Origin of the sequence: Bordetella hinzii LMG 13501 (genome assembly GCF_001548475.1) — a bacterium.
GTDB classification, from domain to species: Bacteria; Pseudomonadota; Gammaproteobacteria; order Burkholderiales; family Burkholderiaceae_B; genus Bordetella; species Bordetella hinzii.
Window position 1 is genome coordinate 183,725 of the sequence record NZ_LRUJ01000001.1, and the last position, 12,232, is coordinate 195,956.

Annotated in this window: 8 protein-coding genes; all 8 read left to right on the plus strand. The window is 57.6% G+C overall.

What is annotated here, in order from left to right:
- Positions 1-104: 104 nt before the first annotated feature.
- Complete coding sequence (locus tag AXA74_RS00900; RefSeq protein WP_039748504.1) at positions 105-1,430, plus strand: DNA cytosine methyltransferase; 1,326 nt, start codon at positions 105-107, stop codon at positions 1,428-1,430.
- A gap of 47 nt (positions 1,431-1,477) precedes the next feature.
- Positions 1,478-3,622, plus strand: coding sequence for a hypothetical protein (locus tag AXA74_RS00905; RefSeq protein ID WP_060833128.1), 2,145 nt, complete (start codon positions 1,478-1,480; stop codon positions 3,620-3,622).
- Positions 3,619-5,154, plus strand: coding sequence for a hypothetical protein (locus AXA74_RS00910; RefSeq protein WP_081093917.1), 1,536 nt, complete (start codon positions 3,619-3,621; stop codon positions 5,152-5,154). The genes AXA74_RS00905 and AXA74_RS00910 overlap by 4 nt, the downstream gene beginning before the upstream one ends.
- Complete coding sequence (locus AXA74_RS00915) at positions 5,151-10,685, plus strand: hypothetical protein (RefSeq protein ID WP_060833085.1); 5,535 nt, start codon at positions 5,151-5,153, stop codon at positions 10,683-10,685. Before AXA74_RS00910 ends, AXA74_RS00915 begins: the two co-directional genes overlap by 4 nt.
- Positions 10,686-10,696: 11 nt before the next feature.
- Complete coding sequence (locus AXA74_RS23715) at positions 10,697-11,134, plus strand: very short patch repair endonuclease (protein ID WP_020649421.1); 438 nt, start codon at positions 10,697-10,699, stop codon at positions 11,132-11,134.
- Positions 11,135-11,254: 120 nt separating this feature from the next.
- Complete coding sequence (locus AXA74_RS00920; protein ID WP_060833086.1) at positions 11,255-11,617, plus strand: integrative conjugative element protein, RAQPRD family; 363 nt, start codon at positions 11,255-11,257, stop codon at positions 11,615-11,617.
- Entirely contained in the window at positions 11,614-11,847 is a 234-nt protein-coding gene (locus tag AXA74_RS00925) for a TIGR03758 family integrating conjugative element protein (protein WP_060833087.1), read from the plus strand. Before AXA74_RS00920 ends, AXA74_RS00925 begins: the two co-directional genes overlap by 4 nt.
- 77 nt (positions 11,848-11,924) lie before the next feature.
- Positions 11,925-12,230, plus strand: a complete 306-nt coding sequence (locus tag AXA74_RS00930) for a TIGR03745 family integrating conjugative element membrane protein (protein ID WP_245540490.1) — start codon at positions 11,925-11,927, stop codon at positions 12,228-12,230.
- Positions 12,231-12,232: the final 2 nt, after the last annotated feature.

Below are 12,232 nucleotides of genomic sequence, written 5' to 3' on the forward strand. Positions count from 1 at the left end.
TGCGAGCAAAAGTCTTGCTCCGCCCCAGGGAGAAAATTCATTGGCCATCAATTATTCGTTCGCACAGCACCACGGAGTGCTGGCATACAGGAAAACATCCCAGGATGAGTGCTTATAAGTTCGTGGACCTCTTCTCTGGATGCGGCGGCCTGTCACTGGGCTTGTCCATGGCTGGGTTGCAAGGAGTGTTCGCCGTCGAGAAAGATCCGATGGCATTCGATACGTTCTCAGGAAATTTCCTTGGCGAACGGGATGTTCCCGTAAAGAAATTTACCTGGCCATCCTGGCTGGAAAAGAAAGCCTGGGGTATCGATGACCTTCTCGATAAGCACCAGCCAAACCTTGTCGAGATGCGCGGTACTGTACAAGTCCTCGCAGGGGGGCCTCCTTGCCAAGGATTTAGCTTTGCGGGGCGTAGGCGCGAGGAAGATCCACGCAACCAGTTGTTCGAGAAGTATGTATCGGTTGTCGATGCCGTACGACCGACGATACTGGTGCTGGAGAACGTGCCCGGCATGAAGGTCGCCCATCTGGGGCCTCCAAGCGAAGATGGAACCCGCGCACAATCGCAGGAATCCTTCTACCAAAAACTGAAGAAACGCTTGTCCGAAATTGGATACGTCGCCCATGGGAAGATCGTGGACGCTTCGGATTTTGGCGTTCCCCAGAAGCGCTCCCGGCTTATCGTCATCGGAATCAAGGAGGACTTGGCCGCCCAACTTGATGGAGGGGTAATTCACGCTTTCGAGGTTCTCGAATCGAAGAGGGCCGAAGTCCGCGAGCGGCATGCTCTCCCAAAGAAGAAGCTCATTACTGCCGAAGATGCCATCTCGGACCTTCTCGTCAGCCAAAATTATACGCAGCCATGCCTAGATCCATATTCGCGACCAGGTTTCGAGGAGACCGCGTACTACGGTCCGCACACCTCGTACCAGAAAGCCATGCACAAGCATTGCCGCACGGACTCCATGGATAGCATGAGACTGGCCCGGCACCGCGATGACGTGCGCGACCGGTTCCGGCTAATCATCAAGGAGTGCACCCAGGGGGTCAGGATGAACGAGGAAAGCAGGGCTCGATTCGGCCTGAAGAAACACCGCATCTACCCAATGTCGGCGAACGATCCCGCACCGACGATCACGACTTTGCCGGATGATGTCCTGCACTATTGCGAGCCAAGGATACTTACCGTACGCGAGAGCGCCCGCCTTCAGAGCTTTCCGGACTGGTTCCGGTTCCGCGGCAAGTACACGACAGGAGGGGAAATGCGTACCAAGGAGTGTCCTCGATACACCCAGGTAGGCAATGCAGTCCCACCCCTGCTGGCCGAGGCACTTGGCCTCACTGCGGCATCCATACTGGACGAACTCGATGAGATAGCACTGCGCAAAAATAGCCTACAGGAAATGCCAATCGTCACACCAGCATGATGGCAGTGACCTAGGGAATATCGATGTCTATGGGGGAGATGGCGATCATGGAAAACGAAACGGAGCAGCCCCGGCGGTTCCCTGGAGGGCTGCTTGAATGGGCCGGGCATCATTCGGGCGGCGTCAAGCGACTGTTCGATCCTAGTAGCGGGCGTCCTGGCAAGGAATTGCTGAGGACCAGCTTGATTTCCCGGCTTGAGGCCTGGGCCAGCCTAGTTGCGTCGGGAGCCAAGGGTACGCCCAGGATATTGCTCTTGGTCGGAGGGCCAGGCAATGGCAAGACCGAAGCCATCGAGTTCACCATAGATTGCCTAGATAAAGGCCTGGCAGCCAATGGCAGCCTACGACGCAAGCTCTCGGAGCAGTTCCACCCACCTCTTGGGCAACCTGTGCCAAGGGATATACATGTTGATGCTGGCGCCCTTGCCGCCGTGCCAAGGAGGCTTGACTTGTCCATCGTGCAAGATGCCTCGGCAACGGCAGGCCATGAAGGACGCTCCGCACCTGAGCTGTTGATTGATGAGCTGCGTTCCCTATTGGCCGACCAGAATGCATGCTACTACCTATGTTGCGTCAATCGAGGCGTGCTCGATGATGCACTGATCCACGCCATCGATCACGACCTTGGCGATGCCCGTGCATTGCTTGAGCGGATCACTCGATCCGTCAGCCTCTCCGCCGATGCGCCTTCCTGCTGGCCACTTTCGGAATATCCAGATATCGCGGTGTGGCCGATGGATGCCGAATCGCTACTTGCCAAGCCCGATAGCGATATTCCTGCACCAGCCGAGGTCCTCCTCCGGCATGCTGTCGATTCGAGGTATTGGCCCGCGCAAGGCACCTGCATTGCAGGCGACCGCTGCCCCTTTTGTCGCAGCCAAGCCTTGCTAGCCCGGGAGGATGCACGAACCTCATTGTTGAAGATGCTTCGATGGTACGAGCTTGCCAGCGGCAAGAGATGGAGCTTCCGGGACTTGTTCTCCCTTGTTTCCTACCTGCTGGCCGGCAACCTTGCGGTGGACGAAGGAAAGCCAAGCGACCCTTGCAGCTGGGCTGCATCCCTTTGGGAACAAGACCAATCGGGACAATCGGCCAAGAAGCCTCGTCGCCAGCAACTTGTCGCTATTTTCCAGCTAGCGACCGCAGGCTACCAACATGCACTTTTCCATCATTGGGATCCGTTGGCCGCCAATGTCCTCAGGCAAGGCATCAAGGACCTAGGACTAGGGCCGGAGAAGGCAACAACGGATACCCGCGGACCCATCCTGACCTTGCTTGGCCTCCAGTATTTCCTTGCTGGGCGCAAGGACTCGTATCTTCCAGCGACCATTGCTTCCCTGCTGTCGAGCTTGTCTGACTTGCTGGATCCTGCAATGGCAAGCCCGGAAACCGAGGTAGCCGTCAGCGGGAGAAGCAATATCGTCCTCGCAGAACTCGATGCAAGATTCAGTCGTTCCGTTGCCGGGGGAATCGAATTTGTTCGCAAGTATCAGGCGCTCTCGAAAATCGAGCTCGACCTGCTCCAACGCCTGGCCAAACTAGACGAGACCTTGTCTTTGCCAGCCACGCGCCGCCGGAATCCCGCAGCGGCTGGTCGCATCCAGAACATCGTCCGTGATTTTGCATGTCGGTTGGTTCGGCGCAGCTTATGCACGCGAACAGCAGTGGTCGCCGACGCACAAACCCTTGAAGCATTCCAGCACGTCGTGGAAGACGTTCAGGGGAAACAGCTCTTCGAGGTAGCCAAGCAAGTCAAGGACCTCTTGAACCGTAACCAGAGATTCGAGGTTTCCCTCACAACGACATTTGGGCAGCCACTTCCTCCCCAGCAACGCCAGGCAACCCTACTCGTCCAGACAAGGCCGGTAAAGGCCCTGCAGCTTGCATCCGAAGGGCGCCCACGGTCTCCGATCTGCTTCCTTCAGGTAGGAAGCGGGCAATCGCTCCAGCCGATCGCATTGACGTATGACTTGTTCAAGGCCGTAAAGGAACTTGAGCGGGGGATATCCATCGCTTCCTTGCCCAGGACAGTCGTTGCCCTTCTGGATACCACTAGGGCGAGGCTGGCAGGGACGATTGTCCGGGATCCAGATGTCCTGGAAGAGTCAATCATCAGGATTGGATCCGATGGGATAGAAGTCGGCCAGTCGTGGAATGGCTTCGTGGCAACCGTTGGAGGGAAGCAGCCATGACGCTAGCCGAATTCAAGCAATCCCCGTGGCAGAAGTCCCACCAGACCTACAAGGAGTCGGCACTAGCCATCAGTCCAGCACCGGAATATGCCAGCTCGGAAGTACTGGTGGCCTCCCTCTATCGCACCATTGGATTCGACTCCATTAGCGAAGGAGGCGTACCAAAGGCTGGGCGCGACCTTGAAGGCAAGCTTCGCAAGCTCCATGACAAGCAACAAGCCATTCCTGATGGAGCCATACTTGACGCCGACGCATGGAGTGGCGTCCTGCACGGAGTACTGGAAAGCCCCAAGCTACCGAACCAATCCTCCAAGCGGTTCCTCCAAGTTACGCCACTCGTTCCTTCATTGTCGGTTTTCTCCGGCTCGGCGCGACTAAGCAGCAATTCCTGGCCTGCAGGTAGCCTTGTGCGGCGCATGGCATGGCTGGGATCCAGGGACCACGACACTGCACTTTCCCTTTGGAAGGAGCTTTTCTCTGCACTCGAAGTCGGCGAAGACGATGATGTCTTCGCCCGTTGGCTGGAGCAGGAAACATCCTCCTGGGGCGCCTCCCCGAAATGGGAACTGGCGAAGGTGGATCCGCAAGACGTTGCGAACTTCTCCATCGACGATTTCGAAGGCGTGCCTTTCATGCCTGCGCGGCAATTTGCCAGTGACCTACGTGCGATCATGAAGGCGAAGCCCTCGATGACCCGCAGGCAATGGACAAGCCTACTCGAAGCCATCCTGAGGCTTTCTGCAGTTTCGCATGTCACATGGTTATGCGATGTCCAGTCGCGCATCTGGCGTTGCCTCCTAGAGGCTGTCGACGGCAACGGCCCGTCTGGAACGGAAGATGTACGTGATCTCGTATTCCCCAAGAATCCACAGTACATGACGTATGGCGGGAAGGCCCTCCACGGCCTCAAGGACAAGGCGTCTGCCTACCTGACGGCGCGTCTCGGCATTAATACGCTCCTATGGTCGTTGGAGGAAGCAGGCCTTCCCTTCCATGGAAGCCTGTCTTCTAGCGCTGGCATAGCCCAGCTATGCACCCATGTCCGGGAAAACCGTGGTGCCCTCGATGCCATGGGCGTGCGCATGACGTTCTCCGACCTGCGCGAAAGGGAAGCACGTGCATTGAACTGCAAGAAGGGAATCGGAGCGAACATCCTGGAGTTTTCCAGGCATGCATTGGGGCAGCGGCAGACAGCATCCCAATTGCTTAGGGGGTATGACCAAGGCTACGTACTCAAGAAAAGGGGAAGCAGCCCATCGAGCCCATGGATAGTTGCGCTTGGCCCTGTATCGATTCTTGCCTTGGTCCATTGCTCACTGGCAGGCATGGGAGGACCTCGATCGATCCATCGCCTCGAACAGCATCTAGCGGCCTATGGTGTCGTCATTGATAGGCATGACATCGCAAGGAATGACCTGGGCCAGCAACTCCGGATGCTCGGACTCGTACTCGATAGCCCGGATGCAGAAAGCGGAATGCTCTTGCTACCACCGTTCCCCTCAAGCAACCAGTCCTTGGACAAGAAAGAATGAATAGACTCGTAGAAATCCTGGCGAAACTTGTCCAGGAAAAGGTCCAGGGAGCCGTGACTGGACAATCGGGCGACAAGCTTGAATCCAGGTTTATTTTCCACGGCCCCCCACTGGAAATCCTGGAACAGGTGTTCGGTGCACTGGCCGTCGATGGTGGCATACGGATCGAAATCGACGCGCATGGCGCGGCCAAGAAAATACCTGTATTGCTGGTTCTCCCGGCGGTGCAGGCAAACCCTGGGATAGGAGACTCCGGGGAATGCGACGAGAACCATCTCCTGCATATCCGGAATGATCCAAACTCGGCCAGTTTCGTCGCCTTGCTCCCACCGGGGCAACATAGCAGTAGGTCAGTTGCATCCACGACCGACGAATTCGGCATCAGCGCATCAAGCAATACCGGTCATGCGACGTTCGAGGAGTGGTGGGATGACGGCTTTGTCCAGGATCTGGTCGACAAGGGCCTCGGTGATGCAGGGATAGGCAGCGATTCCCTCGATGATTCAAGGGCAATGGTCAAGCGGGCGGCAATGGCTGTCGACGAAGTGGACCCCAGCGAGGGCCTACGGATTGCTGCATGGCGCTTGCTATCCCGAATCTACTCGATCAACAAGGACACCAAGGAACTACCGCCTGGGTCGGCCCTCGCACTCGCTTGCGGCTTTCCACCGATGCAAGATGGAAGCGTATCCGCAAAACTCCAAATGCGCATACAGGACAAGATTGCCGACGAGATGGCGGATGGCTTCAGGACGGGGGTAAGGAGACTCGCCGACCAGGCTACTGATGCGACAAGGGAAGCCCTTTCTGGCTTCCTTTCCCACGTAGAACACACTTGCCAGGTGTCTACGGCATTCGAGCGCTCGATGCCTGCGTTCTACTTGCCTTCGGATGGCCTCGAACTTGAAAAGCCCGAGTCATGGTGGACCACATTGACATGCCAGTGTTGGTCAGAACTCCTTGCTGATGAGCCTGATGAAACCAGCGGAGACCTTTCCATCGATTGCTCCAATGCCATTTTCCACGCAGTGCGTGGAACACCGTCTATCGTACAAGCAGGCGTGGAACTATCGATATCGACCGGACCAGATGCCACTGGCACTCCAGTCGACGTTTTCCTGACCGGGGGTTCCCATGGCAGGACTGGCATTCAAATCCCAGTCGATGGCGCTATCCAACATTCCGACAAACCACCCGCAAGCGGCCAAAGATCACCTATCAGCTACAAGGTGGCAGCCAGCGGAAGGAAACCTGCGACAGCCAAGGTAGTTTCCCTGGCAAGCTGGCTACCCGGCATCCTAGTCGTGTCCCGGATGGCTACCAAGTTCACCCCGCCCAAGAAACCTCGCAAGGGGAATGCCGGGGCAGACTGGGAATCCGCACTCTCCTTGCCCGGCTCCGGCCGATATGAACTCCTGATCTTCGTCACTCCTGGCACCCAGGTGACAAAGGCCGAAGGAATTCCGGACGACGCAACTGAATCGATGGCCGATGCTCCCGAAGAACTCACCCTTCACGAGGCCAAGCAAGGGATATATCAAGTCGAGATCGACGCCGAAGAGAAGTATCAGCTGGAGATCTCCTTCCAGAAGGATGGCAGCAACACGGATGAAATATGCAGGGTGTTCATCACCTGCGAGGAAGCCAAGGAAGAAGGCTGCAGGAGCGAGTTCGAGCGACTCATCAAGCTCAATAGACGCCCGGTCGAGAAGTTCGATACGAAGGCAGTAGTGCAGTTGGATCGTCATGCTCGACTATCTGCCATGCAGTCATGGATGCTTGACGAGAATTCAGTCGCCAAGTCATTCATTCCCGTAGTCATATCCGACGACTATGCCAGCAAGTGGGCCTCTCCAGACTGGGACTCCCAGGTTGGCCCGATTCTTTCGCAAGCACGCTTCCTGCACGACCCACGGCCTCCGGCAGGATTGTTTATTCCCCCAAAGGGATTCGTCGACGCTCGTGAAGAAATTGCCAAGCGAATAAGGGAAACAAGCGACGGCATGGGACTGGTCGAGTCATCCCCCCTTGGGAAATGGCTGTTGCGCGACCCTAGTTTCCTGGAACAAGTCGAAGCCTACCTAGATGCGTACATGGCCTGGATTACGGCCGATCGCGATGTTGCCTGCTGGGTGGACCTTATCGCCGTATGCCCAAGGGAGGCAGATGGACGCACGCTGGCAAGGATTCCAGATGCAATCATTCTTTCCCCATTGCACCCGTTGCGACTCGCATGGCATTGCCTCGCACAGAAAATACTGTACGAGGCGGTGGAAGGTGACGAACCCCGACCTTGCCCTGCTGCCAGCATACTGGACCCAGACTGCATACCCGACATCCTGGAAATGCCACTACAGTCTCCGGGAGGGCCCACCGGCATAGACCGAGTTGCATTCCTTTCCGTCGAATGCAACTCCGACTATTGGTCGGTCCTATGGAATGGCAAGCGCCTGGACCAGATTTCAGGCAAATCAAGGAAAGCTCCATTCGACGATTCGCTAGGGTTAATCGTAGGCGGTATTTCGAGTGGATTCAGCCCTGCCCAGGTTGCTCGTTCGCTAGAGGATGTCTCCGACCTTCTCGCCGCCAAGCCTATCATCGGCCTTGTCGTCTCCAGCGGAGGCGGAGCGACGGACGCCTGCAACGAGGGCCTTGCAACATGGTGTTCCTGGCGATTCGGGCGTGGCGAGGAGAAGGGCTTGCAACGGGGCGTAGGCCCCAGAATGATCGAGGTCTTCGATACCAGGCCGGAAAGTTCGCGCCCGGACCAGGCCATGATCGCGAACCTGTCGGAAGACACGGGGAACCGTGTCCGCTGGTTCGAGCGACAACCTCCTGGAACAAGGCCAGACCTCGGCATCATTGCCCAGCTTGATTCTGCACAACCAGAGTCACGGCCTGTCGGCATGCGATCTCCGCTAGGACTCGGCGGACTCGTGCGCCACAGGATCAGGAGGCAACTGCATGGCTCGTTCCTGAGTGAATCTAGGCAGTCACTGCCCATACCACCTACCGGAGACGTGTTCTGCAACAAGATTGCTAGTTGCATCAACCTTCTAGAGGGAGGACAAGACAAGACCATCGGACTGCAGTTTTCCCCAAATGTACATGCCGTCTCCAGCATGCTGGAAGATCAATGCGCTAGCTTTGTCGCCGTTTCATCCTCCGCCATCGACCCCGCCTGCTTCCTTGGTGGCTGGATCAAGGGTACGTACCTTTGGGACTATGACCTGCCTTCCTATTCCCACAGGGCTGGGGATACCAGTGGCTACTACCTCCTATCGCAGGTCAGGGATGCTGACCGTGATGCACTGGGACGGGTACTGTGTCCATTGCCGGGGTGCGAGGGACTCGACCATTCGCAGGTAGAGCAGATCTTGCTCGAGGTTGCCAGGCGAGGAATACCAACGGTACGAGGACTTTCTGGCGACGACACGGGCGCCACTGGCGACCTGGGATTGTTCGTGGCCGTCCGTCTCCTGCAAGACCAGTTCCGCACCGAAGGAAACAAGGACAGCTTGCTGCCCGTGCTGTCGGGTACGCAGGATGACTTATCCATGGCCTTGATCATTCCCGTCGACCCATTTCGGAGCTACCTGGCAGACCTGTCCCGGTCACTGGGACGGGATAAGAAGGAGACATCCTTGTCTCGCCCCGACCTGCTTGTCATCGGGATTCGTGCAACCGAAGTCGGGGTTCGCCTGCACCTCACGCCAATCGAAGTGAAGTTCAGGAACCAAGGTAGCGGATTTGCCCCAGGAGAAGCGAAGGAAGCACTTGCCCAGGCACGTGCCTTGACTAAGTTGCTCAAGGCCATGGTCGACCAGTCTGCGAAATCCACAGCCTGGAAGCTTGCCTACCAGCACCTGTTGCTTTCGATGATAGGGTTCGGCCTGCGCGTATATAGCCAGCATGAACTTGTTTCCACCCAAACGGAACGCTGGTCCGGCTACCACGAGCGCATTGCTGCAGAGATACTCGCTCCTGATTCATCGATCACGATAGATGAATCAGGACGATTGCTGGTCGTCGACGGGACGCCACTCAGCGATGCACACGACCACGACGGAGATGGCTTCAGCGAAAGCATTTCAATTTCCCCCAAGGATGCAGGAAAAATCGTTGGAGGCGACCCCCAGGAGTTCTACGAGGCAGTTCGGTCCAAGGTTGGTGACTGGCGGCTGATGCCATCGCTGGACACTGCCATCACCACTTTCACGACGAGCGTCTCGCCCGGCCCCACGAACCCGGGGTCAAGCGATGGTGACGACAGTGCACCTGCCGAGCCAGACACCATCACAACGTCAAGCCCTGCAGGTGCCTCCACTGAGGAAACCAAGGGCGACAGGGCTGTCGATGCGTCCGCCTCCCCGGATACATCGATGCCGCCGTCTGAAGAACAAGGCAGCGGCATCTTGCTTTCAGTCGGCAGGACCATCGATGGCTTCGAACCTCGCCAACTATCGTTGAACATATCGGACACGAGACTCAACCAGCTCAACATCGGCGTCGTTGGAGACCTCGGCACAGGGAAGACGCAGCTACTGAAATCCCTGATCTTCCAGATAGCAACCTCAAGCGCAGAAAATCGAGGAATCAAGCCACGGTTCCTGATATTCGACTACAAGCGAGACTACAGCAGCCCGGAATTCGTCAATGCAACTGGTGCCCGTGTCGTAAAGCCATCACGCTTGCCACTCAACCTATTCGACACCTCCTCCATCGGCGAATCCATGGCACCTTGGCTGGATCGGTTCCGCTTCTTCGCCGATGTCCTCGACAAGGTCTATTCCGGCATTGGGCCCGTGCAGCGAGACAAGCTCAAGGGCGCTGTCCGCAATGCCTACGAGACATGTTCGATAGAGGGTCGCCAGCCAACGATTTACGACATTCATTCCGAGTACCGGGCGCTATTGAATGGCAAGTCGGATTCGCCGATGGCGATCATCGACGACCTCGTGGACATGGAGGTATTCGAGAAGGACCCTGCCAAGACAAAGACCTTCGATGCTTTCCTCGATGGCATAGTCGTTATTTCCCTGGATGCAATGGGGCAAGACGACAGGAGCAAGAACATGCTCGTGGCCATCATGCTGAACATGTTCTACGAGAACATGCTCAAGACACCAAAGCGTCCCTTCCAGGGAAGCGATCCACAGCTTCGGGTGATTGACTCATACCTATTGGTCGATGAAGCCGACAACATCATGCGCTACGAATTCGACGTATTGCGCAAACTATTGCTGCAAGGCCGAGAATTCGGGGCCGGGGTTATCCTGGCATCCCAATACCTTCGGCACTTCAAGGCAAGTACTACCGACTACAAGGAGCCATTGCTGACATGGTTCATACACAAGGTCCCCAATGTCACGCCAGCCGAGCTAGGCTCGCTGGGATTCACCTCGGACCTAGGAGACCTTTCCGAACGCGTGAAGACATTGCCAAACCATCATTGCCTCTACAAGTCGTTCGACTCATCCGGGGAAGTGATTCGTGGGTTGCCTTTCTACGAATTGGACAAGAAACCTTGAGCTGAACCAGCATGGTCGACTTCCTTTCCCCATCCGATCGCTCCGAGCGCATGTCGCGGATCCGGGGAAGGGACACCCAGCCGGAGCTTGCACTGCGCAAGGCCCTGCATCGGATGGGCTTCCGCTACAGGCTGCACGAAAAAAAGCTACCAGGAAAGCCAGATATTGTTCTTCCTCGCTACAAGGTCGTGGTCTTTGTCCATGGCTGCTTCTGGCACCGTCATCCGGGATGCAAGATAGCCACCGTTCCCAAGAGCAATACCCCATTCTGGCTGGAGAAGTTCCAACACAATGTTGCCCGTGACATCCGGGCCGTGGATGAGCTTCGTGCCTTGGGCTGGCGAGTCTTCGTCGTCTGGGAATGCGAGTTGTCGTCAACAGCAAAAACTATTGCCACGAGCGAACGGATCGCAGTCTTAATTCGTGATTCCGCAGAGTCCGCGACATGACTTCCAAGCAGCATCGACATTGCCCGGTAGGAATCCGGTGACGACCTAAATCCCATTCCTGGCTGCCCGGGGCACCCCTGTGTCCCAGCATCCTGCCATTCCCTCACCGAGGAAGGCACGATGCCCCCAACCAGCCCCCGCGCTTGTCGACAGCATTGCTGGATAGTGCTGCTTCTGCTCGCAACCTCTTCATTGCAGCCGGCCATTGCATCCACTGCAGCCATCGAACGCGAGCAACTTGCGGTCTTGGTTCGCCAGATCGACCTGATTGACCGCTTAGCCGAGCACGCCGCCAATATCGCTCCGCAGGAGCGCGCCCGCTACCACTTCGACCATGCCCGCCTGCGCGAGGATCTCCAGCGCGTTCGGGTGGGCATCCAGGACTACCTGACGCCGTCGCGCGCACAGCCGCGCGATCCGGTCGAGCTGTCCGGCGACTACCGCCAGTCCAGCCCGCCCTCCGACCAGGAGGCACCCCGATGAACGCCGCCCAGGTCAGCGCCTTCCAGGCCAATGGCGGCTTCGCCCCCGCCGCCGTGGCCACGGTGGTGCTCGGTCTGGTGTTCGCCGTCCTGCTCCTGTGGGGCGTGTGGGCCATGCGTACCGCGTACACCGGGTGGGCCGAGCAGCGCCTGACCCAGCGCCAGTTCCTGGGTGTCGTCGTGCGCTTCGTTTCGATGTACCTGGTGCTGACCTATTTCCTCCTGTCCTGACCACCACGAAAGGCCCTGCCGCCATGAAGACCCATCCGATTCCCCATCGCGTTGCCACCACCATCCTCGCGCCATTGATGCTGATGGGCCTGCCGTTGGCGGCCCGGGCGCAGGGCCTGCCGACCATCGAGGACCCCTCGCGCGGGCAGGGCAGCGGCATCATGCAGACGCTGCAGAACTACGGCTACGACATCGTGCTGCTGATCGCGCTCCTCGTGGTCGCCTCGATGTTCGTCGGCGTGTGCTACCACGCCTATACGCGCTACTCGGAAATCCATACCGGTCGCGCCACCTGGGGCCAGTTCGGTCTCACCGTGGCCGTGGGTGCGATCCTGCTGGTGGTCGGTATCTGGCTGCTGACCAAGGCCACTGGCGTGCTCTGAGC

Bases quoted from the DNA above. Each gene is read 5' to 3' on its own strand.
- AXA74_RS00930 (WP_245540490.1), top strand. From the start codon at position 11,925: ATGCTGATGGGCCTGCCGTTGGCGGCCCGGGCGCAGGGCCTGCCGACC.
- AXA74_RS00900 (WP_039748504.1), top strand. From the start codon at position 105: ATGAGTGCTTATAAGTTCGTGGACCTCTTCTCTGGATGCGGCGGCCTG.
- AXA74_RS00925 (WP_060833087.1), top strand. From the start codon at position 11,614: ATGAACGCCGCCCAGGTCAGCGCCTTCCAGGCCAATGGCGGCTTCGCC.
- AXA74_RS00905 (WP_060833128.1), top strand. From the start codon at position 1,478: ATGGAAAACGAAACGGAGCAGCCCCGGCGGTTCCCTGGAGGGCTGCTT.
- AXA74_RS23715 (WP_020649421.1), top strand. From the start codon at position 10,697: ATGGTCGACTTCCTTTCCCCATCCGATCGCTCCGAGCGCATGTCGCGG.
- AXA74_RS00920 (WP_060833086.1), top strand. From the start codon at position 11,255: ATGCCCCCAACCAGCCCCCGCGCTTGTCGACAGCATTGCTGGATAGTG.
- AXA74_RS00915 (WP_060833085.1), top strand. From the start codon at position 5,151: ATGAATAGACTCGTAGAAATCCTGGCGAAACTTGTCCAGGAAAAGGTC.
- AXA74_RS00910 (WP_081093917.1), top strand. From the start codon at position 3,619: ATGACGCTAGCCGAATTCAAGCAATCCCCGTGGCAGAAGTCCCACCAG.